The 26379-nt window shown below is 67.2% G+C and carries 25 protein-coding genes; 11 read left to right on the top strand and 14 right to left on the bottom strand.

Annotation, left to right across the window (positions count from 1 at the left end):
• Positions 1-169: 169 nt before the first annotated feature.
• Complete coding sequence (locus IU452_RS35775) at positions 170-1135, top strand: NAD(P)H-dependent flavin oxidoreductase (protein ID WP_195113675.1); 966 nt, start codon at positions 170-172, stop codon at positions 1133-1135.
• Positions 1136-1139: 4 nt separating this feature from the next.
• Here the strand turns inward: IU452_RS35775 and IU452_RS35770 are convergent, their stop codons facing one another.
• Positions 1140-2003, bottom strand: a complete 864-nt coding sequence (locus IU452_RS35770) for a phosphotransferase (RefSeq protein ID WP_324193014.1) — start codon at positions 2001-2003, stop codon at positions 1140-1142.
• Positions 2004-2005: 2 nt separating this feature from the next.
• Complete coding sequence (locus IU452_RS35765) at positions 2006-2500, bottom strand: LOG family protein (RefSeq protein ID WP_195113674.1); 495 nt, start codon at positions 2498-2500, stop codon at positions 2006-2008.
• A 78-nt stretch (positions 2501-2578) separates the two neighbouring features.
• On the opposite strand from IU452_RS35765, the gene IU452_RS35760 reads away from it, so the two are divergent.
• The 4 genes from IU452_RS35760 (at position 2579) to IU452_RS35745 (ending at position 7131) form a co-directional block, all read left to right on the top strand.
• The gene (locus tag IU452_RS35760; protein ID WP_195113673.1) at positions 2579-3364 is read left to right on the top strand and encodes an HAD-IIA family hydrolase; all 786 of its coding nucleotides are present in this window, start codon (positions 2579-2581) and stop codon (positions 3362-3364) included.
• Positions 3365-3579: 215 nt separating this feature from the next.
• Positions 3580-4212, top strand: coding sequence for a TetR/AcrR family transcriptional regulator (locus IU452_RS35755; protein ID WP_228819282.1), 633 nt, complete (start codon positions 3580-3582; stop codon positions 4210-4212).
• Between the two features lie 34 nt (positions 4213-4246).
• Entirely contained in the window at positions 4247-5905 is a 1659-nt protein-coding gene (locus IU452_RS39370) for an NAD-binding protein (RefSeq protein ID WP_195113672.1), read from the top strand.
• 365 nt (positions 5906-6270) lie between these two features.
• A complete protein-coding gene (locus tag IU452_RS35745) occupies positions 6271-7131 on the top strand; it encodes an alpha/beta fold hydrolase (protein WP_195113671.1) in 861 nt (286 codons plus the stop codon).
• On the opposite strand, the gene IU452_RS35740 is transcribed toward IU452_RS35745, so the two are convergent.
• Positions 7126-9267: a prolyl oligopeptidase family serine peptidase gene (locus IU452_RS35740; RefSeq protein ID WP_195113670.1), complete on the bottom strand. Its 2142-nt coding sequence runs from the start codon at positions 9265-9267 to the stop codon at positions 7126-7128. The genes IU452_RS35745 and IU452_RS35740 overlap by 6 nt on opposite strands.
• Before the next feature lie 148 nt (positions 9268-9415).
• Here IU452_RS35740 and lpdA point away from each other — a divergent pair, with 148 nt between their 5' ends.
• Positions 9416-10819, top strand: a complete 1404-nt coding sequence (gene lpdA, locus IU452_RS35735) for a dihydrolipoyl dehydrogenase (protein ID WP_195113669.1) — start codon at positions 9416-9418, stop codon at positions 10817-10819.
• Between the two features lie 278 nt (positions 10820-11097).
• On the opposite strand, the gene IU452_RS35730 is transcribed toward lpdA, so the two are convergent.
• A complete protein-coding gene (locus tag IU452_RS35730; protein ID WP_195113668.1) occupies positions 11098-11496 on the bottom strand; it encodes a winged helix-turn-helix transcriptional regulator in 399 nt (132 codons plus the stop codon).
• Between the two features lie 108 nt (positions 11497-11604).
• Here IU452_RS35730 and IU452_RS35725 point away from each other — a divergent pair, with 108 nt between their 5' ends.
• Positions 11605-12462: an SDR family oxidoreductase gene (locus IU452_RS35725; RefSeq protein ID WP_195113667.1), complete on the top strand. Its 858-nt coding sequence runs from the start codon at positions 11605-11607 to the stop codon at positions 12460-12462.
• A gap of 93 nt (positions 12463-12555) precedes the next feature.
• Here IU452_RS35725 and IU452_RS35720 read toward each other — a convergent pair whose 3' ends face one another.
• Positions 12556-12942 carry a VOC family protein gene (locus IU452_RS35720; protein WP_195113666.1) on the bottom strand — a complete coding sequence of 129 codons (387 nt, stop codon included), beginning with the start codon at positions 12940-12942 and terminating at the stop codon, positions 12556-12558.
• A 179-nt stretch (positions 12943-13121) separates the two neighbouring features.
• On the opposite strand from IU452_RS35720, the gene IU452_RS35715 reads away from it, so the two are divergent.
• The gene (locus tag IU452_RS35715; protein WP_195113698.1) at positions 13122-13901 is read left to right on the top strand and encodes a TetR/AcrR family transcriptional regulator C-terminal domain-containing protein; all 780 of its coding nucleotides are present in this window, start codon (positions 13122-13124) and stop codon (positions 13899-13901) included.
• Here IU452_RS35715 and IU452_RS35710 read toward each other — a convergent pair.
• The 3 genes from IU452_RS35710 to ramB are packed head-to-tail and all read right to left on the bottom strand — an operon-like array spanning position 13898 to position 16796.
• Positions 13898-14764, bottom strand: coding sequence for an LLM class flavin-dependent oxidoreductase (locus tag IU452_RS35710; RefSeq protein WP_195113665.1), 867 nt, complete (start codon positions 14762-14764; stop codon positions 13898-13900). The genes IU452_RS35715 and IU452_RS35710 overlap by 4 nt on opposite strands.
• Before the next feature lie 31 nt (positions 14765-14795).
• On the bottom strand, positions 14796-15335 hold the full coding sequence (locus IU452_RS35705) for a carboxymuconolactone decarboxylase family protein (RefSeq protein WP_195113664.1): 540 nt from the start codon (positions 15333-15335) through the stop codon (positions 14796-14798).
• Positions 15336-15386: 51 nt separating this feature from the next.
• Positions 15387-16796 carry an acetate metabolism transcriptional regulator RamB gene (gene ramB, locus IU452_RS35700; RefSeq protein WP_195113663.1) on the bottom strand — a complete coding sequence of 470 codons (1410 nt, stop codon included), beginning with the start codon at positions 16794-16796 and terminating at the stop codon, positions 15387-15389.
• Positions 16797-16890: 94 nt separating this feature from the next.
• On the opposite strand from ramB, the gene IU452_RS35695 reads away from it, so the two are divergent.
• Together IU452_RS35695 and IU452_RS35690 are read left to right on the top strand one after the other, a co-directional pair.
• Positions 16891-18498: an ATP-dependent DNA ligase gene (locus tag IU452_RS35695; protein ID WP_195113662.1), complete on the top strand. Its 1608-nt coding sequence runs from the start codon at positions 16891-16893 to the stop codon at positions 18496-18498.
• A 145-nt stretch (positions 18499-18643) separates the two neighbouring features.
• Complete coding sequence (locus IU452_RS35690) at positions 18644-19894, top strand: lipase family protein (RefSeq protein ID WP_324193013.1); 1251 nt, start codon at positions 18644-18646, stop codon at positions 19892-19894.
• Between the two features lie 278 nt (positions 19895-20172).
• Here the strand turns inward: IU452_RS35690 and IU452_RS35685 are convergent, their stop codons facing one another.
• Together IU452_RS35685 and IU452_RS35680 are read right to left on the bottom strand one after the other, a co-directional pair.
• The gene (locus IU452_RS35685; protein ID WP_195113660.1) at positions 20173-20613 is read right to left on the bottom strand and encodes a DUF4254 domain-containing protein; all 441 of its coding nucleotides are present in this window, start codon (positions 20611-20613) and stop codon (positions 20173-20175) included.
• An 86-nt stretch (positions 20614-20699) separates the two neighbouring features.
• On the bottom strand, positions 20700-21251 hold the full coding sequence (locus IU452_RS35680; protein ID WP_195113659.1) for a MarR family winged helix-turn-helix transcriptional regulator: 552 nt from the start codon (positions 21249-21251) through the stop codon (positions 20700-20702).
• A 107-nt stretch (positions 21252-21358) separates the two neighbouring features.
• On the opposite strand from IU452_RS35680, the gene IU452_RS35675 reads away from it, so the two are divergent.
• The gene (locus tag IU452_RS35675; protein ID WP_195113658.1) at positions 21359-22084 is read left to right on the top strand and encodes an SDR family NAD(P)-dependent oxidoreductase; all 726 of its coding nucleotides are present in this window, start codon (positions 21359-21361) and stop codon (positions 22082-22084) included.
• A 401-nt stretch (positions 22085-22485) separates the two neighbouring features.
• Here the strand turns inward: IU452_RS35675 and IU452_RS35670 are convergent, their stop codons facing one another.
• The 4 genes from IU452_RS35670 to IU452_RS35655 are packed head-to-tail and all read right to left on the bottom strand — an operon-like array spanning position 22486 to position 26328.
• Positions 22486-23277 carry a DeoR/GlpR family DNA-binding transcription regulator gene (locus IU452_RS35670; protein ID WP_195113657.1) on the bottom strand — a complete coding sequence of 264 codons (792 nt, stop codon included), beginning with the start codon at positions 23275-23277 and terminating at the stop codon, positions 22486-22488.
• Positions 23274-24194, bottom strand: a complete 921-nt coding sequence (locus tag IU452_RS35665) for a carbohydrate ABC transporter permease (protein ID WP_195113656.1) — start codon at positions 24192-24194, stop codon at positions 23274-23276. Before IU452_RS35665 ends, IU452_RS35670 begins: the two co-directional genes overlap by 4 nt.
• Positions 24191-25087 (bottom strand): carbohydrate ABC transporter permease, encoded by an 897-nt coding sequence (locus tag IU452_RS35660; protein WP_228819281.1) that lies wholly within the window; start codon positions 25085-25087, stop codon positions 24191-24193. The genes IU452_RS35665 and IU452_RS35660 overlap by 4 nt, the downstream gene beginning before the upstream one ends.
• Positions 25084-26328, bottom strand: a complete 1245-nt coding sequence (locus IU452_RS35655) for an extracellular solute-binding protein (RefSeq protein ID WP_195113655.1) — start codon at positions 26326-26328, stop codon at positions 25084-25086. The genes IU452_RS35660 and IU452_RS35655 overlap by 4 nt, the downstream gene beginning before the upstream one ends.
• Positions 26329-26379 lie beyond the last annotated feature (51 nt).

The raw sequence follows: 26379 nt of genomic DNA, 5'->3' as shown, positions 1-26379 counted from the left end.
TTCCGAACCCGGAAGCTAAGCCTGCCAGCGCCGATGGTACTGCACTCGCCAGGGTGTGGGAGAGTAGGACACCGCCGGAACAATGTTCAGGAAGGCCCCCGACACACGTCGGGGGCCTTCCGCATTTCTGGAGTGGCATGGCCGTCGAACAACTGCCAGGCTCGTGACCATGGTGCTGCAAACCGCGTTCACTGACCTCATGTCCGTTCGGTATCCGATCGCCTCGGCCCCGATGGGTGGGGAGGCAGGCGGGGCCTTGGCGGCGGCCGTCGCCAACAGCGGTGGCCTGGGCTTGATCGGTGCCGGTAGCGGTGACCGGGAATGGCTCCGGCGGGAGGCGGATATCGCTCGCACCAGGACGCGAATGCCCTGGGGCATCGGCCTTCTCACCTGGGCCATCGACGTCGATGCGGTGGCATTCGCCCTCGAGTTCGAACCGGCGGCCGTGATGCTGTCATTCGGTGACCCACGACCGTTCGCACAGCGCGTGCACGACTCCGACGCCAAGCTGATTCTCCAGGTCACCGATCTCGACGAGGCCCGGCGAGCGGTCGATGCCGGAGCCGACGTCATCGTCGCGCAGGGCAGCGACGCCGGGGGGCACTGCGGACAGAACGGTATCGGCACACTGTCTTTCGTTCCGGCGGTGGTCGACGTGGCCGGCTCGATTCCCGTACTCGCCGCCGGTGGGATCGTGGACGGGCGCGGGCTGGCCGCGGCGTTGACCCTCGGTGCCGCGGGCGCCCTGATCGGGACCCGGTTTCAGGCCAGTCACGAGGCCATCGTGTCGGCCGAGGTGAGTAGGGCGCTGCTCGCTGCTCGAGGCGAGGACACCGAGATCAACCGGACCCTGGACATCGCTCGCGGCGCCCCGTGGCCGAGCCGGTACCCGGCCCGCACCCTGCGCAATGCCTTCCTCGATCAGTGGCGAGACCGGGACGACGAACTGCGCGCCGACACCACGGCTCAACAGGAGTACCGCGCTGCCGCCGACCACAACGACCTGAATGTGGTTCCCGTATGGGCAAGCCAGGCAGTGGGGTTGGTGACCACCGTCGAATCCGCCGAGGACATCGTGGCGGCAGTCGTCGCCGAGGCCGAACGCGCCTTGGCCCGCGTCAGCAATTCCCGATGAGCCGCTACAGCGGGCACAGCCGGTCGGAGATGTCGAGCCAGGCGGTGACATCGGAGGGGCCGTGATGGCGGATGGCCCAGTCGACCAGGCGGAGGCTCATGTGGGCCCAGCAGGCGGCCGCTATTTCGGGTGTGGCGTCGGTGGCGAGCACAGGGTCGAGGGAGCGGCCGAGGCCGGGGGCGTGGCGAGCGAGGTCGAAGCGGAGAGTGACCAGGTCGAGATGGCCGTGGGCGCGGGTGGCACCGTCCCAGTCGACGAGACCGCAGAGGGAGCCGTCCGCAGTGACGAGAACGTTTCCGGCATGAAAGTCGAAGTGCACGAGGTCTTCTCCGACCAGAGTCGGAGGGAGTTGCGCGGCGAGGTCGTGAATTCGGTGGTGTAGGCGGGCGGTTCGTTCGTCGTAGTGGACGAGTGGCTCGTGCAGACAGAATCCGGGGCCGTCCGAGGTCAGATGGAGTGCGGGCGGCGGAGTGTCCCGGTCGCGCAGCAGATCACGACACCGCCGGTTCAGTTCGACCAGGGATTCGATTGTCTCGGTGGATAATTCGGTCGGCGGCGTTCCCGGCAGGAGCTCCTGCACGATGGCGAAGCCGCACGGCAGCTCTTGCACCAGCTCATAATGCGGTGCGGGAATTCCGGCCGATCGTGCAATCCCGAGTAGTTCTTCGACCTCCGTGACCGTGCCGAGATCGCCGGGGCCACGCCAGGTCAGCACCGAGCGGTGGCCGTCGGGCCAGCGAACGTACGCGGCCCCCACCTGACCGCCACGGCAGGGGCCGTCGTAGGCGAGCGTGATTCCGGCATGCTCTTCCAACTGCGCCAAGACGAGGTCGGGACGCAGGCGGGGTGTGCGGGCGGACTGTGGCACGGCTATTCGACCGAAATGTCCGGCGCGCCCAGGGCGATGGCGACGGCTTCGGCGGGGGAGGTGGCGGATACGGCCGCCGGAATGGGGTTGCCCGCGGTGTCGAGGACCGTCCAACCTCCCAGGGAGACAACGGGAATACCGCCGCGGCGGTGGGCCAGAGCCAGTTCGGAGAGCGTTCCCCACGAGCCGCCGACAATGATGACCGCGTCGGACGATTCGATCAGGATGGCGTTTCTGGCCTCGCCCATATTCGTGTAGAGGACTGCCGAGAGCCCCGCGCACGCCGCCGATCGGTCGGTGTCGGGACGGACGCCGATCACCAACCCGCCTGCGCGCGAGGCTCCTTCGGCCACGGCTGCCATCACACCGGTGCCCCCGCCGCACAGGACGGTCGCACCGGCCTCGGCCAGCAGGCGCCCCACCGCGCGGGCGTTCGCGGCGTCGGCGGCGGTGCATTCGCGGGGGCCGCAGACGGCGACCTGGGTGGGTACGGTCATCGGGCGAGTCCTCCTGAAGTCGGCCCCGGCCCAGCATATCGACCACGATCGGGCGCACGGGACCGCTACGCTGGGGCTATGTCGGACATCCTGGGCGTGCTGTACGACATCGATGGTGTGCTGGTGACCTCGTGGGAGGAGATCCCCGGGGCCGCCGAGGCCGTGCGGCGCATTCGCGACGGTGGCCTGCGCCGGGCATTTCTCACCAACACCACCTCGGCGACCTGTGCCGAGATCGCCGAAAAGTTGTGCGGCGCAGGCATCGAGGTCGGCACCGAGGAGATCGTCACCGCGGCCCGGCTCACCGTCGAATACCTCCAGCGAGAGTATCCGGATGCCCGGGTGTGGGTCCTCAATGACGGCGATATCGACGCCGACCTGGCCGGGCTCGACCAGGATCCGGACGACCCCGAGGTCGTCGTAATGGGCGGCGCCGGAGACGAATTCACCCATCGGGCGCTGAGCCGGGTGGCCGAGCTGATGCTCGACGGCATTCCGGTGGTGGCCATGCAGGGCGGCCTGACCTGGGCGACAGCCGATGGACTGCGGATCGATACCGGCGTCTATCTGCCCGGCCTGGAGGCGGCCGGTCAGGGGCGAATCACCGTGGTCGGCAAGCCGTCTCCGACGGGCTTTCGCACCTGCGCCGCGCTGATGGGGTCGGAGCCGGAACAGATCCTGATGATCGGCGACGACCTGCATTCCGACGTTCTCGCCGCGCAACGGGTGGGAATGACGGGCGTGTTGGTGCGTACCGGCAAATTCCGGGCAGCCGTACTGGATGGCGCCGACTCCGGACCCGATCACATCCTCGGTTCGGTGGCCGAGTTGCCGGATCTCATAGGAGTAAGAATTTCCAAATAATAGCTAAAAAAATCCTCCAAAAAACCCTTCCCTTCGCCCGGCTCTATCGACTATCGTCCGATTCGGCAAATTGTCAGTGACCCATCGGATGCAGAGGCTTGCTTTCGCTTCGGGTCAAAGAGACAACTTCCGGCTAACAACCTGAAAGCCGGAGGTCACACCGAAGAGCCCGATCTATGACGAGGGGATCGGGCCCTTCGGTAAAGTCTCGCGCAATGTCACAGGAAACGAACGCGGGCAGGATGTACGCCGGGCAGCCCGTAGAAGACCGGCAACGGCAGCGACGTGCGCGTTTTCTGGAGTCCGGACTCACGGTGTTCGCCCGAGACGGCTATGCCAACAGCTCGGTGGGCGCCATCTGTAAAGATGCCGGACTCTCCTCACGGCAGTTCTACGAGGAGTTCACCGGGCGCGAATCGCTGCTGCTCGAGCTCTACGAACAGATCGACCGCGAATCGCGAGAAGCGGTGGCGGTGGCGCTATCCGAGAACGCGGACCGCAGCGCGGTCGACATCATCGATGCGGCCGTGCGGGCCTATGTCGAATCGATCGGACGCGATCCGCGCAAGGCCCGGGTCGCACTGGTCGAGGTGGTCGGCGCGGGACCGAAGGTGGAGAAATTCCGCCTGGAGCTGCGTCGCGCCTGGGGTTCGCTACTGGCCGGCGCGGCCGAAGATGCCGCGCTACAAGGGGAAATCCCGCCCGGTGACTACGAAATGCGGGTGCTCGCGATCATCGGGGCCGTCAATTACGTCGTCGACGCCTGGAGCGGATCGCAACCGCGCCAACCGCTCGACGACGTCATCCGCGTGCTCCGGCGAGTGATCATCGGTGCCGTGAGCGCATAGCCACAGTCACCGGATCGGCTCTAGCATCACTGCTGTGACTGTCGAGCAGGCGGGTGGCGCGCCCCCGAGTTTCGTTGTGTGCGGGGACAATCCGCTCGTCTATCAGCTGGCTCTGCAGCTGGTCACCCGGTTCTCCGACGCCTGGGTAACCGTGGTGCTACCGAACCGCAACGGCTCCTATGTGCCCCAGCTGGAGCGGCTGCACCGGGTGCGCGTGCAGTGCGCGGAGCGGTTGGACGAGGAGACGCTGCGCGCGGCCGGGGTCGCCGAGGCGCGGGCGCTGGCGCTGGTCGATCAGGCGGATGTGGAGAACTTCCACGCCGCGCTGCGGGCCTACGAGCTGAATGCGCGGATCCGGCTGGTGATCCGAATGTTCAACACGGGCTTGGGCTTTCGCATTCGCACGCTGTTCGCCGACTGCGTGGTGCTGTCGATTTCCGAGATCGCCGCGCCGTCGTTCATCGCGGCCGCGCTGGGTGAGAAGGCGTTGGACTATCTGCGGCTGGGTGAACGGACGCTGTATGTCAGCGGGCCTTCGGAGACACCCGACGGCACGGTGGTGTGTGAGCTGGCCGAAACACCGGACGGTGAGATCCGTCTGATGCCCCCGGCCAAGGGAGCGGGGCGGACCCTCGCGCTGGCCGGACGGGCGCCCTATCTGCCCGATCGGCGCAGCCGAATACTGCGGATGTTGCGAAATTTGGCTCGCAACAACCTGATTCGCTTGGTAGTAGTGCTACTCGGGTTGATCACGCTCGGGTGTGTGCTGATGGTGGCGATCGGACATCCCTGGGGCGACGCGATATACGAGACGCTGCTGGATGCGGCCGGTGCCGCGCAGCCCGAGTACGAGCGCGCCGCGATCTTCAAGGTGCTGCAGGTGGGTGTCGTATTCACCGGTTTGGCGCTGACACCCGTCGTCACCGCGATGGTGGTGGGCGGGGTGCTGCGGGCGCAGCTGTCGGAGCAGTTGGGCCCGGACCCCAGCGATTTCACCGACCATGTCGTGGTGGCCGGGCTGGGCAACGTCGGCTCCCGCGTGATGGAGCAGCTGTGCGATCTCGGCGTGCAGGTGGTCGGCCTGGACGACGACGAGAACGCCCGCGGTATCGCATTGGCGCGCACGCTCGGTGTTCCGGTGGTGATCGGGCAGGCCACCTGGGAGGATTCGCTCGAGGCCGTCGGCATCTCGCGCGCCCGCGCCCTGGTCCTGCTCACCAGCAGCGATGCCGTGAATCTGGAGGCCGCCCTGCTCGGCCAGTCCTACCGCGACGACCTACAGGTGGTCCTGCGCCTGTCCGACGACGATCTCGCCGAACGTGTGCAGCGCACCTTGGGAAAGACCGTGGTCCGCAGCGTCTTCCAACTCGCCGCCGACGGCTTCGCCGCCGCCATGGCCGAACGCCGAGTAATCGCCACCCTCTCGATCAACCACGACACCTTGATGGTCGCCGAGGTCCCCGTCGAGCCCGGCTCAGCATTGATAGGTAAACCCATCCGAGCCGCGGGCCACCCCGAACACACCCGCGTCATCGCCCTGCAACCCGCGGTGGGCGCCGAACTGGAATGGCAGCCCGACCCGGAAACCCTCCTGACAGAAGGCAACCAACTGGTAGTGGTCTCCACCCGCACCGGCCTGAACGACCTGCTCACCCGCAGCACGGGAACCCCCACACCCAACCCCGACCTCTGACGCGAACCGCCCACCGACCACCCGTCGCCCAAACCCTCTCGCTACCCGCCGTGCCGCCAGGCCTCCCGTTACCCGCTGCGACGCTGGGCTCTCTCATTGCCCGCGTGCCGCCGGGCCCTCTCGTTACTCGCTGCGACGCTGGGTTCTCTCGTTACTCGCTGCGACGCTGGGCCCTCTCGTTACTCGCTGCGACGCCGGGCTCTCTCGTTACTCGCTGCGACGCTGGGCCCTCTCGTTACTCGCTGCGACGCTGGGTTCTCTCGTTACTCGCTGCGACGCTGGGCTCTCTCATTGCCCGCGTGCCGCCGGGCCCTCTCATTACCCGCTGCGACGAAGGAGCGGCGGGTGCCAGTAGCGTGCCCGGCATGGAGACTGTTCGGATCCAGGTGCCGGATGGGTCGACCGTGCCGGTGCGGTTGATGGGGGCGCGGGGGGTGCATCGGCATGCGATTACCGCGGATGCGCCGCGGGCGGTGGTCGTGGTGATTCCGGGGTTGGGGGTGCCGGGGGGTTACTACGAGCTGTTCGCCGACAAGCTTGCCGCTCGGGGGTTCGATGTGGCGATCGGGGAGCTGCGCGGTAATGGTGACAGTCGGCCCAAACCCAGTGCGAGCAGCACATATGGCTATCAGGAGCTGGTATCTGTCGACTTTCCGGCGATGTTCGAGGTGGTGCGTGAACGCTTCCCGGACAGCACGCCGATCCTGCTGGGGCACAGCTTGGGAGGTCAGCTCGCGACCATGTATGCCGCCCGCATCCGCGGCCGGCTCGGCGGGCTGATCCTGATCGCCTCGGGCACGCCCTACTACCGCGGCTACGGCGGAATCGTCGGCTCGGCGATGCGGCTCGGTGCGCCCGCGATCTCGCTGACCGCCAACCTGGCCGGGTTCTGGCCCGGCGACCGCATCACCGCCGGGGGATTCGGCCGTCAGTCGAAGGTCCTGATCTCGGATTGGGCGCGCCTGGCCCGCACCGGCCGCTTCGCCCCAGCCGGGGCCGATATCGACTACGAGGAGCGGATCGCGCGGCTGAAATTGCCGGTCCTGTCGATCACCGTCGAGGGCGACGACTACACGCCACCCGGTTCGGCCGCGCATCTGCTGGAGAAACTGGCGAACGCCCGCATCACCACCTGGCATCAGCCGGAGTCGCTGGGCCACAATGGCTGGATCGTCGACCCGCAGTCGACGATCGACCGGATCGAGAAGTGGATCCGCGACCTATAGGCGTCTGCCCTTGCGGTCCTCGATCAGCATCTGCGTGAAGAACTCGTAGATCAGCGTCGCCTGGAACGCCAGCTGCTTGTTGTCGGCGGCTCCGCCGTGGCCGCCCTCGATGTTCTCGTGGTACCAGACGGTGTGGCCCTGCTCCTCCAGCAGCGCGGCCATCTTGCGGGCATGGCCGGGATGCACCCGGTCGTCGCGGGTCGATGTGGTCAGCAGGATCGGCGGGTAGGCGGCGTCGGCGCGCGCGTTCTGATACGGGGAGTACTCGGCGATGTATTCCCACTCCGCCGGATCGTCCGGATCGCCGTACTCGGCCATCCACGAGGCACCCGCCAGCAGCAGGTGGTAGCGCTTCATATCCAGCAGCGGCACCTGACAGACGATGGCGCCGAACAGTTCCGGGTAGCGGGTGAGCATCACGCCCATGAGCAGGCCGCCGTTACTACCGCCCACCGCTCCCAGCTGCGGTGCGGTGGTGATGCCGCGCGCCACCAGATCCTTGGCGATCGAGGAGAAATCCTCGTAGACCTTGTGCCGGTTGGCCTTCTGCACCTGGGTGTGCCATTCGGGGCCGTATTCGCCGCCGCCGCGGATATTGGTCATCACCCACGTGCCGCCGCGTTCCAGCCAGCCCATTCCGGAGACGCCGCTGTAGGCGGGAGTGCGGGAGACCTCGAAACCGCCGTAACCGGACATCACCGTCGGCCCGGGCGCGCCCTTGCGGTCGCGGTGGCGAATCACGAAGTACGGCACCATCGTTCCGTCGTCGGAGCGGGCGAAGAACTGCTCGGTTTCGAGGCCCTCGGCGTCGAAGAATTCCGGCTCCTGTTTGAGCAGCTCGGTCGGACCGCCCACCGATCCCGCCAGCAAGGTCGCGGGCGTGGTGAAACCACTCGTGGTGAGCATGAATTCGTCGCCACCCTCGAGCGGATCCAGATTCATGACATTGGTGGTCGCCATCGGCGGCGTGTCCGCCAGCGGTTCCCGCCGCCATTTCTTGGTTCCCCCGGCACGCTCCTCATCCTTGGTTCCCCCGGCACGCTCCTTATTCTTGGTTCCCCCGGCACGCTTTTCGCCGGGGGAGACCACGTACAGCTTGGTCTGCACGTCTTCCAGGGTGATCAGCAGCAGATGGTTCTCGGTCCAGCCGTAGCCGTGCAGCGAGGTGTGTGAATCCGGGGTGAACACCACCTCGAAATCCCGTGCGCCGTCGAGGAATCGGGGCAGATCCGTCGCCAGCAGCGCACCCGCGGGGTAGGTCCGGCCGCCCACCTCCCACGGTGCCTTCAACCGCACCAGCAGCCAGTCCTTGTACCAGGACTCCGAGGCGTCGCTGGGCACGTCGATGTGGCGGAGGGTGCCGTCGTCCTCCAGCAGGTACACCGATTCGTTGAAGAAATCGGTGGCGCGGGCGACGTAGTGCCGCTCGTAGCCGGGAGTGCGGTCGTATCCCGCCGATACCAGCACATCGCCGGGCTCACCCTCGAAGACCGTCTCGGCCTCCGACAGCGGCGTCCCGCGCTTCCAGCGCTTGGCGATGCGGGCGTATCCGGAGTCGGTGAGCGAGCCAGGGCCGAAATCGGTTCCCACATAGACGGTGTCGGCATCGATCCAGCGGATCTGCGACTTGGCCTCCGGCAGATAGAACCCGCCGTCCTCCGGCTCCCGGAACCGCTGGGTGACCATGTCGAATTCGCGGACCACCTTGGCGTCGGCGCCGCCGCGCGAGAGGCTGATCAACGCCAGCGACTGCTCCGGGCGCAGCACCGCCGCGCCGCCCCACACCCAGTTCTCGTCCTCGGCCGCGGCCAGGGCGTCGAGGTCGATGAGCACCTCCCACCGCGGATTGTCGGTGCGGTACTCGTCGAAGGTGGTGCGCCGCCACAGCCCCTTGGGATGTTCGGCATCGCGCCAATAGTTGTAGAGCCACGCCCCGCGCCGGGTGGGGTACGGAATCCGGGTGTCGGTATCGAGCATGCCGAGAATGCGGTGCTCCAGCGCGGAGAACCGGTCCGAGGTGGCGAAGCGCTCGACCACCACCTCGTTGTGCGCACGCGCCCACTCCAGGGCCCGATCGCCGGTCACCTCCTCCAGCCATAGATACGGGTCGCTCGGCTGTTCGTCGACGGCGCTCATGGATGCCATTGTTGCCCACGCCCCACCGCCCTCGCCGCCACCGGGGCGATCTTCGGTGGGAACTTCCTGCGGGTGGCGGGCCGGGTGTGGAGATGACGATTGCGACGCCGCAAGCGGGGCAATCGGTGACTGCGTTAGGCTCGAGGTCGTGACTTCCCACTACGATGTCGTCGTTCTCGGTGCTGGTCCCGGCGGGTATGTCGCCGCGATTCGCGCCGCTCAACTCGGCCTGCGAACAGCGATCGTCGAGCAGAAATATTGGGGTGGCGTGTGCCTGAACGTCGGGTGCATCCCGTCCAAGGCGCTGCTGCGCAATGCGGAGCTGGCGCACATCTTCACCAAGGAAGCGAAGACGTTCGGTATCACCGGCGAGGCGAGCTTCGACTTCGGCGCCGCCTTCGATCGCAGCCGTAAGGTCGCCGACGGCCGCGTGAAGGGCGTCCACTTCCTGATGAAGAAGAACAAGATCGACGAGTACGACGGGAAGGGCACCTTCACCGACGCCAATACGCTGTCGGTCGAGCTGTCCAAGGGTGGCACCGAGCAGATCACCTTCGACAACGTCATCATCGCCACCGGCACGGTCACCAAGCTGCTGCCCGGCACCTCGCTGTCGCAGAACGTGGTCACCTACGAAGAGCAGATCATGACCCGCGACCTGCCGGGTTCGATCCTCGTCGTGGGTGCGGGCGCCATCGGGATGGAGTTCGCCTACGTCCTGAAGAACTACGGCGTCGACGTGCGCATCGTGGAGTTCCTGGACCGGGCGCTGCCGAACGAGGACGCCGACGTCTCCAAGGAGATCACCAAGGCGTACAAGAAGCTGGGGATCACCATCACCACCGGTGCCTCGGTGCAGTCCATCGAGGACAACGGCACCAAGGTGACCGTCAGCATCAAGGACAACAAGTCCGGCAACGTCGAGACCGTCACGGTCGACAAGGTGCTGCAGGCCGTCGGCTTCGCACCGCGGGTGGAGGGCTACGGCCTGGAGAACACCGGCGTGCAGCTGACCGAGCGCGGCGCCATCGCCATCGACGACTACATGCGCACCAACGTGCCGCACATCTACGCCATCGGTGACGTCACCGCCAAGCTGCAGCTGGCCCACGTGGCCGAGGCCCAGGGCGTGGTCGCGGCCGAGACCATCGCCGGCGCGGAGACCCTGCCGCTGGGCGACTACCGGATGATGCCGCGCGCCACCTTCTGTCAGCCGCAGGTCGCCAGCTTCGGTCTCACCGAGGAGCAGGCCCGCAACGAGGGCTACGACGTCAAGGTAGCCACCTTCCCGTTCACCGCCAACGGCAAGGCCCACGGCCTGGGCGATCCGACCGGCTTCGTGAAGCTGGTCGCCGACAACAAGTACGGCGAACTGCTCGGCGGCCACCTGATCGGCCCCGACGTCTCCGAACTGCTGCCCGAACTGACCCTGGCCCAGAAGTGGGACCTGACGGTCAACGAGCTGGCCCGCAACGTCCACACCCACCCGACCCTGAGCGAGGCCTTGCAGGAGGCCTTCCACGGCTTGGCGGGACACATGATCAACTTCTGATCCCAGCGCGAGCCGACCCCGAAGATCCCGGCGCGAGCCGACCCGAAGATCCCGGCGCGAGCCGACCCGAAGATCCCGGCATGCTTTTCGCCGGGATCTTTTTTTGTCACAAGGGGTGCGTCTGTGGGCTCGAGCTGGCTGTTTCGATAGCGCCGGGCATACGATGACAGCCAACCAGTCAAAGACGATCGAGCTGCCGGATCCGTTCGGCGTCTCGATCACGACCGACGAGTGGGGGCCCTGGGAGTAGCGGGATCTTTTGCCCCGCGCTGATTCGCCTACTCGCGGTGGTAGGCGGCCTGGGCCTCGGCGATCTTGTCCATATTCGTCTCCAAGGTGACGATCAGCGCCTCGAGGTGTTCGGCGACCTGGGCGCCGAGGTCGGTGAGGGTGTACTCGACCCGCGGGGGGATGGCCTGAACGACCTCGCGGTGGATCATGCCGTCGCGCTCGAGGGATTGCAGGGTTTGCGAGAGCATGCGTTCGCTCACACCCTCGACGCGGCGGCGTAGGGCGCTGAACCGGTACGGCCCCTCGCGCAGGGCGACCAGGGCCAGTACGCCCCAGCGGCTCGCGACGTTCTGCAGGACCGGTCGTGAGGTGCAGTTTCGAGCGAAGACGTCGGCCTCCAGCGTCGGATCGGCGCCGTCGGCCGGACGGATGTGCCGAGTGCTCATGGTGGTGATGCTACCGATCTGCCTAGTAGTGCCGGAATATCATGTACTAACGAATAGTTAGTGCTACATGTTCCGTAGGTACTACGCATACTCTTCTGGAGGTAAGTCATGACCGTCGCCGTCACCGCGGCCAGTGGGCAGCTGGGCCGTCTCGTCGTGGAGGCGCTGCTGCGCCGGCAGGCCGGGCCGATCGTCGCGATCGTTCGTGATCCGGCCAAGGTGGCCGATCTGGCCGAGCGGGGTGTGGAGGTCCGGCAGGCGTCCTATGACGACGCCGCGGCGCTGGATCGGGCGCTGGCCGGAGTGGACCGGGTGCTGCTGGTGTCCGGCAACGAGTTCGGGACGCGAGTCGCCCAGCACACCAACGTCATCCGGGCGGCCGAGCGCGCCGGTGTCGGGCTGCTGGCCTACACCAGCATTCCGCGCGCCACGGAGAATCCGACGATCCTCGCGAAGGAACATCGCGAGACCGAGGCCGCGCTCGCCGCATCGGCGGTTCCCTACGCCCTGCTGCGCAACAGCTGGTACTGGGAGAACTACGAGCACAGCGTTCCCGGTGCCGTGGCATCGGGTGTGCTCTACGGTGCGGGCGGTGACGGCCGAATCGCGGGCGCGTCGCGCGCGGACTACGCCGAGGCGGCCGCGGCGGTGCTCACCACCGACGGGCATGCCGGGCAGGTATATGAGCTCGGTGGTGACGAGCGGCTGACGTATACCGAGATCGCCGGGGTGATCTCGGAGGCATCGGGGAAGCCGGTGCGCTACGAGAACGTCCCCGAGGACGGCTACGCCGCCGCGCTCGAGCGGGCCGGATTGCCCGCCGATTACGCTCGCGTCCTTGCCGATTCGGATGCCGCCGGTGTGGCCGGCGGATTTCTCGATGTCACCGGTGGCGATCTGCAGAAATTGATCGGGCGCCCCTCGACGGCTGCCGTGGAGGTGTTTCGAGCGGCCCTCGCCGGGTAGCCGGACGATGCGCCGTCCACAGCGATGCGGCGCGCTTCATGGGATGGGATGAGGCAGGCGTTCCCGGCTCCGGCCGGGAACGCCTGCGCCGTTTCACGACTCCGTCATCCACTGCACCAGTTGGATGACGATGCCGTTGGGATCGCGCGTCTGGAAATAGCGCTCACCCCACTCCTCGGTCTCGATCGGCGTTTCGATCGGCACGCCCTCGCGCTGGACCCGCTCGTATTCGGCATCGATGTCATCGACGACGAACGCCACCAGCAGACCCTCGCCCGCGGCGCCCGCGATGCGGGCGGGCTTGAAGGTCGGCAGGCCGGTGCGCAGGAAGATGACGTTGAAACCGGCGTCGGGCCGGGTCAGTGACACGAAGCCGTCGGCCGACATCTGGACCTCGAAGCCGAAATGTTCGGTGAGGAACTTCGCCGAGGCATCCGGATCGGGGACGTTCAGGGAAATGGCGGATGCGGTGATGTTCATGGGGCCTCCTCGGTGGTTCGCTTCAACTCTATACTAAGTACGCTGTACTTTGTAGAGAAATTCCCCGCGGGGCGGTGTGAGCATGGTCACGCCGATACGATCGGTGCGGAGGTGACCCGGTGGACAAGGGTGCGGCGGATGGCCGGCAAGGGCCTGGGAAGACGAGCCGGTCGCGGCCGGTGACGGCGCGCGGCGGCGGGGAGCGCAGTAGCGCGGGCGATCCGGCGCGGACGTTGGAGTTGCTCTGGCGCGAGCCCGGGCGCGGTTCGGGTCGAGGGCCCAAGCAGCGCAGCAGTGTCGACGAGGTGGTGGCGGCGGCCGTCGCGATCGCCGACACCGACGGGCTGGAGGCGTTGACGATGCGGGCGGTGGCCGCGAAGCTGGGGCTCACCCCGATGGCCACCTACACCTATGTGCCGGGCAAGGCCGAGCTGCTGGATCTCATGCTGGACAGCGTGTATCGGCAGATGCCCCGTGCCGATCTCGACGGAATGCCGTGGCGGGAGCGGGTTTCCACGATCGCCGCCGAGAACCGCGACATGCTGATGCGGCACCGCTGGGTCGCCTACGTGCCGACGACCCGTCCGCCGCTCGGGCCCGGCGTGGCTGCCAAGTACGACCACGAACTGCGTGCCTTCGACGGCCTGGGCCTCGGCGACGTCGAGATGGACGCGGCCCTCACCTACGTCCTCGGCTTCGTCACCTCGGTCGCCCGCATCGCCATCGACACCGAACGCGCCGCCACCGCCAGCGGCATGTCGGATCAGCAGTGGTGGGAGCGCACCGCCCCCGTCCTGGCCCGCGTCTTCGACCCCGGGCGCTACCCCCTCGCCGCCCGCGTCGGCTCAGCCGCCGGCCAGGCCCACGACAGCGCCTACAACGCCGACCACGCCTGGGATTTCGGCCTCGCCCGCGTCCTCGACGGCTTGGCCGTGTTCATCGAGCAGCGAAATCTCTAGGGAACCAGCGGCCGGACCTTCTCGGCAACGAAGCGTACGAAGCCTGTGGGGTCCGGTTCGTCGGCGGTGGGTTGCAGGGTGACCGAGTCGGCTCCGGCCTCGACCAAGCGGGCGATTGCGTCCGCGACCGCGTGCTCGTCACCGGCGACGCCCAGGCCACTGATGTCCTCACGGCCCATCTGCCGCAGGTCTGCCTCGAGCCGGGCGGCCGCGCCGGGGCCGGTCGCGACGGCCAGATTGACCACGACACGGAAATCGTCGGTGCGACCGGCACGCCCTTCGCCGATCAACTCGACGGCCTTGCGCAGCCCCTCGACGGTGGTGCCCGAGGTGAGGATGACGCCGTCGGCGGCCTCGCCGACCAAGCGCAGCGTGCGCGGGCCGGTGGCGGCGGACAGGATGGCCGGAGCGCTCGCCGGGGGCCAGTCCAGGGCGACGTCGTCGAGTTGGACGTAGCGGCCCTTCACGATGAGTCGCTCACCCGCGAGCAGTCGCCGTAGCGCATCGAGGTATTCGCGCAGCAGGCTCACGGGGGAGTCGACGCGGGCGCCGGCCTGACCCATCCACTCCTGAACCCCGTGGCCCACACCCCAAATCGCCCGGCCGGGGAACATTCGCTCCACGGTCGCGATCTCCATCGCGGCCAGTGCGACATTGCGCAGCGGCACCGGGAACACGCCCACCCCGATGCGCACCCGCTCGGTCCACGCCAGGGCGGCGGCCGTGGTAGCGACGCCGCCCTCGAAGAAGCAGTCCTCCCATATCCACAACTCCTCCAGGCCCGAGTCGTCGGCGACACGAGCCACCTCCCGCAACCGCTCCGGAGGATTCTGGGGACGAAATGCAACACCGAGCGTCGTCATGCTTCCATCGTTACCAGAGGGGGCCGACAACTCAGTGATCGGTTTGGATGCGGAGGGTGGTAATGGTGCTGGCCAGGCCCTCGTATTGGTTGACCAGCAGGACGATTTCGATGAGGCGGCGTTCGTCGAAGTGCCTGGCCAGGTCGGCCCAGGCGGCGTCGTCGATATCGCGGGTCTGCACGAGTTGGTCGACGGCGGTGAGCAAGGCACGTTCCCGGTCCGACCACCCCGGGGCCTGCGGACCGATCCGCAGGCGGTCCAGGATCTCCTGGGTGACGCCGACGCGCTTGCCCAGCCGGATGTGGTGATCGGTTTCGTATTCGCATCGGCGCAGATGCGCCACCCGCAGGATCACCAATTCGGTGTCGTAGCGCCGCAGTTTTCCGCCCGGCATCAGCCGACCCGAATAATGCAGCCAGCCCCGGAACAATCCTCCGGTTCGACCGAGCGTGCTGAACAAATGTGCGTCCGGAGTGCCCGCCGCCCGGGAAATTGCCTGCCACGCAACCCAATTGATCGGGCCCAGCTCACGCAGCCGACCCGGCGCGATCCGCGGCTCCTTCGACGCCATGCCTTACGCTAACAGGGCGAACCCGCGGCGTACACGATCTCGGCCGCCTCGTTATCGCAGCACATAGGGCGAGATGGAGCTGCGATGTTCGCTGATGTCGAGCGACTTGCCCAGCGGGGGAAAGGCGCGCTGCGGGCAATTGGTGCGCTCGCAGACGCGGCAACCCGCGCCGATCGGGGTGGCCTTGGGGTCGTTGAGGTCCAGGCCGTCGGCGTAGACCACGCGGCTGGCATGGCGCAATTCGCAGCCCAGACCGATGGCGAAGGTCTTGCTCGGCTCGCCGTAGCGGGTGGCCCGGCGCTCGACGGTGCGGGCGATCCACAGATATTTGCGGCCGTCGGGCATCTGGGCGATCTGCGTCATGATCCGGCCCGGATAGGCGAAGGTCTCGTACACATTCCACAGCGGGCAGGTGCCGCCGGAGGAGGAGAAGTGGAATCCGGTGGCGGACTGGCGTTTCGACATATTCCCCGCCCGGTCCACCCGCACGAACGAGAACGGCACGCCGCGCAGCTTCGGCCGCTGCAGGGTGGACAGGCGGTGGCAGATGGTCTCGTAACTCTGGGTGAAGAAGGCCGACAGCCGCTCGATGTCGTAGCGGAAATCCTCGGCCACCTCGTGGAAGTACGAATACGGCAGCACGGTGGCCGCGGCGAAGTAGTTGGCCAGTCCCAGCCGGGCGAGTTTGCGGGTGTCCTCGGAGGCGAAATTCTCCTCCTCGACCAGTTTGTCGATCAGGTCGCCGCATTCCAGATAGGCCAGTTCCGCGGCGAGTTTGAACACCCGCTGCCCGCCGGACAGGTACGGCGCGATCTCGAGCCGCCGCTCCTGTGCGTCGAAGCGGTGCAGCACACCCTCGCCGAGGTCGATGCGCTCGACGATCTGCACGCCGTGCGCGGTGGTGAGCCGACGGGCAATCTCGCGCTTGAGATCCCCGCCGTGGAAACGCATGCGGGTGGCGAGTTCCTCGGCGGCGGTATCCAATTCGTGAATGTAGTTCTGCCGCTGATAGAAGAAGTCGCGCACCTCCTCGTGCGGACGGGAGATGGCCCCGGATCCGCTGCCGTCGGAGAAGCGGTCCTCGGTGGCCGCGGCCAGCTGGGCGGTGGTGTTGCGGTAGCGGCGGTGCATATTCACCATCGCCCGCGCCAGGCTCGGATGCGCCGACACCATATCGGCGATCTCCTGGGCGTCGGCCTCGATGCCGAGCTCCTGGTCCATCACCACTTCCTGGAGTTCGGCGATGAGCCGGGTGTCGTCCTGGGAGGAGAAGAAGCTGGCGTCGACCCCGAACACCTCGCTGATGCGCAGCAGTACCGGTACGGTGAGCGGGCGCACATCGTGCTCGATCTGATTGAGGTAGCTCGCCGAGATCTCCAGCTTCTTGGCGAGCGAGACCTGACTCATCCCTCGTTCGGTGCGTAACTGGCGAAGTCGGGCCCCGACGTAAGTCTTGGCCATATGTCCAGTTTATGAGCGGTTTCGCAGCTTTGCCAATAACGGGATTAGCAGCACCGCTGCGCGATATGTCACACCCCGGGGTTACGGTCGATTCGTGCTGCTCTCGCAAGTCGTCGAGGCGTCGCAGACCGTGCGGGCGACCTCCTCGCGCAAGACCAAGATCGCCACGCTGGCGGCGTTGTTGCCGCAGGCGGGGCCCGACGAGCTCGCGCCGGTGGTGGCGTGGGTGTCGGGGGAACTGCTGCAGGGGCGCATCGGGACGGGCTGGCGCACGCTGACCACCATCGCGGTCGATCCGGCCGCCGAGGCGAGCCTGACGGTGGCGGCGGTCGATCGCACCTTCACCGACCTCGCGACGACCGCCGGTGCCGGCTCGGCGGCGCGACGGCGGGAGCTGCTGGTGGGGCTGCTGGGCGCGGCGACCGCCGACGAGCGGGACTTCCTGATCCGATTGCTGACCGGCGAGCTGCGCCAGGGCGCGCTGACCGCGATCGTCGCCGAGGCCGTCGCGGCCGCCGCCGAGGTGCCGGTCGAGCAGGTCCGCCGCGCCTACATGCTGTCCGGGCAGCTGCCGGTGACGGCCGCGGCCGCCTTGACCGGCGGCGCGGCGGCGCTGGCGAAATTCCGGCTCGAGGTGGGCCGCCCGATCCAGCCCATGCTCGCCTCGCCCGGCGCCGCGCTCGATGAGGCGCTCGCTGAATTCGGCGGCGACGTCAGCGTGGAACACAAGCTGGACGGCGCTCGAATCCAGGTGCATCGCAAGGGTTCCCAGGTGTCGGTGTTCACCCGCACACTGCGCGACATCACCGCCGGTGTTCCGGAGCTGGTGCAGTTGGTCGCCGAATTACCGTGTGAGAGCGTCGTTCTCGACGGCGAGACGCTGGCGCTGACCGATTCCGGGCGGCCGCGGCCGTTCCAGGAGACGATGAGTCGTTTCGCCCTGTCCGATCCCGCCGCCGCGGTGCCCGCGTCGGTCCCGGAGGACACGGCGAGGGCGCTGCGCCCGCCCGCGGTCTCGTCGACGCGCGAGCTGCTCCTGCACCCGTACTTCTTCGACTGCCTGCACCTGGACGGCGTCGACCTGCTGGACGCGCCGCTGAGCGAGCGCCGCGCCGCATTGACCAGGGTCGCCGGCGGCCACAGCATTCCGGCCCTGATCCGCCCGGATGCAGAGGCCGCGGCCGAATACTTCGACGGCGCGCTGGCCGCCGGGCACGAGGGCGTGGTGATCAAATCGCTGTCCGCACCGTATGCGGCCGGTCGGCGCGGGCGGGCCTGGCAGAAGATCAAGCCGTCGCACACGCTGGACCTGATCGTGCTCGGCGCGGAATGGGGATACGGCCGCCGGACCGGATATCTGTCGAATCTGCACCTGGGTGCTCGTGACCCCCAGGGCGGTGATCCGGTCATGGTCGGCAAGACCTTCAAGGGGCTCACCGACGCGCTGCTGCACTGGCAGACCGCCGAATTCCCGCGCCACGAACGCTCCCGCGACGAGTACACGGTCTACCTGTGGCCGGAACTGGTGGTCGAGATCGCCCTCGACGGCGTGCAGATCAGTCCCCGCTATCCCGGCGGGGTGGCGCTGCGCTTCGCCCGAGTGGTCCGCTACCGCCCGGACAAGGAGCCCGCCGACGCCGACACGATCGATACCGTGCGTGCCCTGCTACCACCCGGATCGACCGCCGCCACGCCGGAGTAGAAATCCCGAAACCGACCGGAGGGTATGAGAGGCTGGCGCCGACCCTCCGACCTGCCTACTCACCGTTTTCGCGGGCCGGTCGAGATCGACTGTCGATCGACGGATGCGCCGCTGCGCGCGTGGACACATCGGGAGTGATCGGGACGTGGCGAGCAGACAGCGGGGGATCGTCCGGTTCTGGACGGTGGCACTGCTGAGCGTGCTGGCCGTGTCGGCACCGGCGGGCCATACCGATCCGGTCAGCGAATTCGTCGACCCACCGCACGAACTCGCCTCGGTGCTGCCGACGCCGCTGCCCGACGCGTTCTACACACCACCGCACGGTTTCGAAAGGCGTTCGCCCGGAACGCTACTGCGCGCCCGGGCGGTGCAGTCCTGGTTCGCCACGCCGGTGCGATCGATCGAGTTGCTGGTGCGATCCACCGACAGCAAGGGCAATCCGGTGCCCGTGGTGGCGACCCTGGTGCTGCCGCGGGCGGCGTGGACGGACGCGGGGGCACGGCCGCTGGTGTCCTACAACATCCCGATCTCCTCGCTCGGCCACTGGTGCGCCCCGTCGTATCAGCTCGCCCATGGCTTCTCGGCCGACCAGCTGTCGATTCAGCTGCTGCTGAACCGCAATTACGCGGTGATCGTGCCCGATCACGAAGGGCCGCGCGAGGCGTACGCCGCGGGGGTGATGGGCGGACATGCGGTGCTCGATGCCGCACGGGCGGCGGTCCACCTCGGGGTATCCGAGCTGACGCCGGAGTCTCCGGTGGTGCTCAGCGGATACTCCGGCGGTGCCATCGCCACCGGTTGGGCGGCCCAGATCGCGCCCGACTATGCGCCGGATCTGCACCTGGCAGGGGCGATGATCGGTGGTACCCCGGCCGACTACGACATGCTGGTGCGGACGATGAACGGGACTCCGGTCGGATCGGGCATCTTCCTGGGGGCGACGCTGGGCCTCGGGCGCGAATATCCGGAGCTGCTGTCGCTGCTCAACGACAACGGGTGGCGGTTGGCGCATCTGTTCCGGGATCTCTGCGTCGGCGCCGAGGCCGCGCTGGGTGCCATCCCGATTCGCATCGAGCAGCTCACCGATGTTCCCGACCCGACCCAGCTGCCGGTGGTGCGAAAGGTCGTGGCCGACAACAAACTCGGTGCGCGCCCACCCAAGGTTCCGGTGCTGGTCTACCACGGCCGAGGCGAGTTCTGGATTCCTTACGAGGGCGCGCGGAACCTCTACGACAGCTGGTGCCACGAGGGCGCGCGGGTTCGACTGGCGCCCTTCCCCGGCGAGCACTTCCTCGTCGGCGCGGTCGCGGTACCCGCGGTGCCCGAGTGGGTCGACCAGATGCTCGACGGCACGCTGGTTCCACCCGGATGTACGGTCGCCGGGCCGACCGGCTGACAGCTGATTCACGGCTGGGTCACGGCAGGTCTCGAGCTTGCGGGAGCAGGCTTGTCGATGTCGATGCCTCCGAGACGGATCAACTGCCCTGGTCCGTCCATCCCCCGCCTACGGCGGCGCTATCCCCTCGCGGCGCCGCCGTAGGCGACTATCAGCTGGTTCTCAGGTGGATTGCGGCCTGTCCTCAGGTGGCCGGACCACACTCGGATCTCGGAAGACGAGGACCACTTTCCCGCTGCCGGCGACGCAACCCCCTGCGCGTCGCCGGCAGCACCTTGTCAATGCTCGTATTCGCGATTGCCACTGAAGTCGGGCAGGCGGCACAGGCCCGCGCTCACCTCGGCGGCGAGGTCGTCGTAGGCGAACGCCAGTTCCGACAGCCGCCGCCAGGCATCGCGGACCAGCCAGTCCGGCGTCGTGGTCAGGGCGAGATAGGCCAGCGCGGAGAACTGCGCGAGGCGATCGATCACCGTCCCCACCGTTTCGGTGTGTAAGCGGGCACCCCGGCTCGCGGGCGGTAATTGCGTGGCGACCCACCGATCGATGTCGTGGACCAGGTGTGCCCGGTGCCGATCGATCTCGGCGACGTCGGCGGCGACGGTGAGCCGCTGCTCGTGCAGCTCGGCCAGCCGGCACGCGCATTGCAGGACGACGTCGTCGCCGGGCGGCACGCCGCGGCAGGCCTGCAGCAGAAGGTCTTTCGGTGGGAGCGAAGCCACGGCGCCATACTGCACGCCCAATGTTTCTGATCGGCAACGATATTCGTGTGCGTCGTGTGATCTTGTGCGCAGTGGATCGCTGCTGGTCAGTCGACCGATGACTCGCCGACGTGGGTGAGGCCCTGATTACCGGTGCGGGCCTGCACATCTCGCAGCAAGATGCGAAGCAACTCGGACAACTGCCGACGCCGGTCCGCGTCCAGCGTGTCGAGCAGTTCGAGTTCGCGGCGCAGCACCAGATCCACGGTGCGCTCGACCACCTCGTGCCCGGCCTCGGTGAGTTCCACCCAGACGGTCCGTTCGTGCGGATCGGTGCGGCGGCGCACCAGGCCGTCGCGCTCGGCACGGGCCACCCGCTGAGAGATCGCCCCGGCGGTCACCAACGTGCGCCGGGTCAACTCCCGGGTGCTCAGTGTGTAGGGCGGCGAACTGCGGCGCAGCACGCTGAGCAGATCCAACGTGGCCGCATCCACTCCGGCGGCCGCCAGCACGCGCCGCCGGTCCTCACCGAACAGCTTGGCCAACTGCCACAGCCGGGTGACGATGCCGATCGATTCGGTCGGAGTGCCCGGCCGCTCCCGATCCCAGGCGGCGGCGATCTCGTCGGCCGTATCGGTGTCGTCGGCGGTGGCCGCCATCTCGTACCTCCTGTGCGTGACTGGTTCCGGTCTTGCAGTTTAGACCTAAACGACTACAGTGGGTGACGGACGTTTAGACCTAAATGAACCTGTGGGAGGAATATCTGATGACGCGCACAGTGCTGGTCACCGGCGGCGGGACCGGCCTCGGATACGCCATCGCCGACCGCTTCGTCGCCGACGGAGACGCGGTCTTCATCACCGGCCGCCGGGCGGAGGTCCTGGACAAGGCCGTCGCGACCCTCGGTGAGCGTGCCCGCGCGGTGCCGTGCGACCACGCCGACCCCGAGCAGATCGAGGCGCTGGTGGCCCGGCTTCCGGAACGGGTCGATGTGCTGGTCAACAATGCGGGCGGCAACACCGATTTCGATCTGCCCGCACGCGACGGCCTGACCGCGGTGGCCGAGCGGTGGTGGGCCAATCTGAACGCGAATCTGGTCGGCGCGGTGCTGACCACCCGGGCCGTCTCGGACCTGTTTCCCGAGGGCGGTGCCGTGGTGCACGTGGGCTCCATCGCGGCCGATCAGGGCGCGGACGCCTACGGTGCGGCCAAAGCCGCACTGGCCTCGTGGAACGTGGACCTCGCGCGCACCCTCGGCCCTCGCGGCGTCACGTCGAACGTGGTGTCTCCGGGTTACATCCGCGAGACCGAATTCTTCCGCGACAGGCTCACCGAGGAACGCAAGCAAGCTCTGATCGCCAGCACCTTCACCGGGCGTGCGGGCGAACCGGCCGATATTGCCGAGGCGGTGCATTTCCTCGCCTCGCCCGGTGCCCGGCACATCACCGGTCAGGTGCTGAATGTGAATGGCGGCGCTTACACCACTCGCTGAATTCGGTCTATTGGGTCGATTCGTACAATCCGATCCGAACCGGTGCGTCGAAATTGCGCTCAATTTGCGACAAATAGGTTGACTGCTGCACGAATTCTCGGCGACGGCAAGGTGAAACAACTGCATAGTGCTGTCGACCCGACTCGTTGTGAGCCGAACAACAGCGGCGGACATCTCCCGGTGGCGTACTGATTGCTGTACGTTTGCTATCGCAAGATCAACATCAGGAAGGCCGAGAGGAGATGGAATGAGCATTATTACCCCGACCATCGTGAGCATCTTGGTTCCGGTGATCACTGGGCTTTTGTCTTTGTAGAAGTTCTCACCCTGCCACAAATGTTTCACGCGGGTAGGGCAGCTGCTCTACCCGCGTGAAACATTTCTTCGAGAAATCGAGCCGATCAGACCAGATCCACCCGCACGCCCGCCTCCCGGATCGCGGCGATGGCCTCCGGATTGGCGGCGGCGTCCATGACGAGGATGTCGATATCCTCGATGGGGCAGATGCGGGCCAGGGCGGTCTTCTCGAGTTTGTCGGCGGTCGCGACCGCGATGACCCGTTCGGCGCGCCGGACCATTTCGGCGTTGATACCCGATTCGTCGAGGTGACGCCCCTGCGCACCGCCCTCAGCGGTGATCGCGTTGACGCCGAGAATCAGGGTGTCCAAACGCAATTCGGCCATCGCCCGCTCGGCCAGGGGGCCGTGCAGTTCATAGGATTCCCGACGGGCCTGGCCGCCGATGCAGATCGTGCGCAGATGCGGACGCAGCACCATCTCACCCGCGATGTTCAGCGCATTGGTGACGATCGTGAGCTGATTGTCGGCCGAGGCGGGCAGGTCGGGACGGCCCGCCAGCGCGCGGGCCACCGCCGTCGTGGTGGTGCCGCCGTTGAGACCCACCACCTCGGCCGGATTCACCAGTCCCGCGGCATGTTCGGCGACCCGCTGCTTGGCCTCGTCACCGCTGCCGCGATAACGAGCGGGTAGCTCGTAGGACACCGAGGTCGCCACGATGCCGCCGTGAGTACGGGTGGCCAGTTGCTGATCGGCCAGCGCGGTGAAATCGCGGCGGATGGTGGCGGGGGAGACGCCGAGCCGTTCGGCCGCCTCCTCCACCGACAGCCGGCCGGTGTCGGCCAGCAACTCCAGCAGCCGGTTCCAGCGCTGGGATCGATCCGTCGCAGCGGTCATTTCACGCTTCCGGCGGTCAGGCCGGCGACCAGACGCTTCTCGATCAGCGCGAACAGGATGACAACGGGCACGATGCCGACCGTAGAGATCGCGAAGACGTATTGCCAAGCCGTGTCGTACTGGCCGATGAACTTCGTCAAGGCCACCGACAGCGGCTGATTCTCCGGCGTGGTCAGGATCACCAGACTGGCGGCGAATTCGTTCCAGCAGGATACGAACGCGAAGATGGTTGCGGTGACGATGCCCGGCCACACCAGCGGCAGGCTCACCCGGGTGAGGGTCTGGATCCGGCTCAACCCGTCCAGCTGCGCCGCCTCCTCGATCTCCACCGGCACGGAGGCGAAGAAACTGTGCAGGATCCACACCGCGAACGACAGATTGAACGCGGCATTGACCAGAATCATCGCCAGCCAGGTGTCCTGGATGCCGAGGGTGAAGAACTCCCGCAGCAGACCGGTCACCAGCACCACCGGTTGCAGCATCTGGGTGACCAGCACCAGCCCCAGAAATGCGACCTTGCCCGGGAACTGCCGCCGCGCGGTGTAATACGCGGCCGGAATCGCCACCAGCAGCACGATCACGGTGGCGGCCACCGAAATCACCAGCGTGCTCACCATATTGAACGGCAGCGGCGTTTCCGGTGTGTCCCACATGGTGGCGTAGTTGCCGGGCCGCCACTGCTCGGGGAAATAGGTGGGCGGAATGCGCAGGATCTCCGAGCGCGGCTTGAGCGACCCCAGCACCATCACCAGGTAGGGGATCAGGAACAGCGCCGCGATCACGATGCCGACCAGCGTCAGGTCCCACCGTCGCCGGGCCTTGCGGGCGGTCACCGGCGGAGCGGGCGGCGCGACAACGGTTTCGGCGGTCGAGGTCGCGGCCGCCCGATCGACCGTGACCGGATTGGATGCTGTCATCGCGCCTCCTCCCGGGCCGACCGGGTGAGCCGCACGTACACCGCGATGATCACCACGATCAGCACGAAGTTCAGCACGCTCATGGCCGCGGCCGTGGCGACCTGCTGATTCTGGCGAATCAGCTTGAAGGTCAACGTGGTCGTGGTGTCGGCGTCGAAGCCCGCGATGCTGCCCGTCAACACCTGCAGGATCGGCAGCGAGTTGAACACGTTGATGATGTTGATGATGGTGGCGACCGCGATCGCCGGACGCAGCTGCGGCAGCGTCAGATGCCGATAGCGCTGCCACCGGCTCGCCCCGTCGACCCGGCCCGCCTCATCGATCTCGGCCGGAATCGATTGCAGCCCGGCCAGAATCGTGTAGGTGGTGAACGGTATCGATACGAACACCGCCACGCCGATCGCCACCAGGAACGCCGGGCCCGCCTGTTTGGTGAATCCGAAACCTCGGTCCAGCACGCCGATGTCGACGAGGAACCGGTTGGCGATGCCGACATCCGGATCCAACATATAGGCGAAGACCGACGTGGTCATCACCACCGACGCGGCCCACGGCACCAGGATCGCCATCCGCACGAAGGTGCGGCCGGGGAAACTCTTGCTCAAGAACTGTGCCAGCGCGGCCGACAGCACCAGGGTGATCAGCACGACGGCGACCACCCAGACCACCGTATGCAGCAGCACGCTGGGAAGTTCCGGGATCGCGAAGAGCTTGCGGAAGTTGGTCAATCCGGCCGGGCCGCGATCTTGGCCGTAGGCGCTCAGCGTGCGCGTGGAGGTCCACAGCATGTACCCGGCCGGGAAGACGACCACGCCCGCGATGAGCACCAGCACCGGGCCGATCCACGGCAGCGCCCGCAGCGCCGCCGTGGACCGGTTCAGGGCGCCCCTCAACTCGCCGCCTGCTGAATCTTCTGTAGCACCGCGGCCGGGTCGGCGCCCTGGGCGATGGTGCCCATCTGCTGCTGGATCGCGCCCTGCACGGCGCCCCAGTTCGGGTTGTTGCTCGGGTAGAACTTGGCCACCGGCAGGGTGGCGCCGAAGGACTTCATCACCGGATCGTCGGCCATCGCCTGTGCGCCGCTGGTGGTCACCGGAATGAAGTGCTCGGCCTTGACGAAGGTGGTGTAGACATCGGGCTTGTAGAAGAAGCTGAGGAACTTCTTGATCGCCTCCTGCTTCTTACCGTCCTTCTTGAACGCCATCAGATGGTCGGCGACACCGAGGGTGACGGGGGTTCCGTCCTTCGTCGGGGTCGGCGCGGTCGCGTACTTCAGGCCCGGATTCTGCGCGGCGATCATGGAAATGGTCGGCGGGTGCGCCTCGATCATGCCGATCTTGCCCTGGATGAAGGCGTTGATCACGTCCTTGCGGTTGGTGGCGCCCGGATTCGGCTGGGTCGCACCCGCATCGGCGATCGCCTTCATCGCCTGCACGCCCTCCAGGTTGCCGGGGGTGTCGACGGTGAGCTTGTCGCCGTCGGACCAGGCGCCGCCCGCGCCGAAGGTCCACAGGGACGTCTCGGCCTGCGCCTCCTCGCTGCCCAGGGGCAGGCCGTAACCGGAGACCCCACCGCCGAGTGCCTGAATCTTCCTGGCGGCGTCGGTGAGTTCGGCCCAGGTCTTGGGCGGAGCGCCGATACCGGCCCTGGCGAACAGGTCGGTGTTGTAGAACAGCGTGCGGGTGGAGGCGAACAGCGGTAGCGCCCACTGGGTTCCGCCCATCGAGGCGTTCTCGGCGAAACCGGGCTGGATGTCGTCGGCCACCGACGGCTCGACGACATCCTTCGCGGGGTAGAGCTGGTTGTCGTTGGCGAAGGTGGAGTAGGCGTCGATGTTGAGGATGTCCGGGGTGGTGGACGCATTCTGCAGTTTGGTGCGCACCACGTCGTTGATCGAGGTCCACGCCTCCATCTGCAGATTGACCTTGATGTCCGGATTCTGCTTCTGGAAGTCTGCGATGATCTTGTCCCACTCCGCCTTGGTGCCGTCGCTGTAGACCGGGGCCAGGAAGGACAGGGTGTTGGGGTCCGAGTCATCGGATTTGTTGCCGCCGAACCCGCAGGAGGAGACCGCCAGCACCAGGCCGGTGAGCAGCGCGAACGACGAAACTGCGCCGCGGAGTGGACGTTTCACGAGTAGAACCTTTCAATGAACGATCCGTTTGGTCAGAATCTAGCGCGAACG

The organism is Nocardia transvalensis, from assembly GCF_015477765.1.
In the GTDB taxonomy this organism is placed as follows: Bacteria; Actinomycetota; Actinomycetes; order Mycobacteriales; family Mycobacteriaceae; genus Nocardia; species Nocardia transvalensis_A.
Note: the sequence above shows the minus strand (reverse complement) of the source record. Positions and strands in the feature narration are given on the sequence as shown.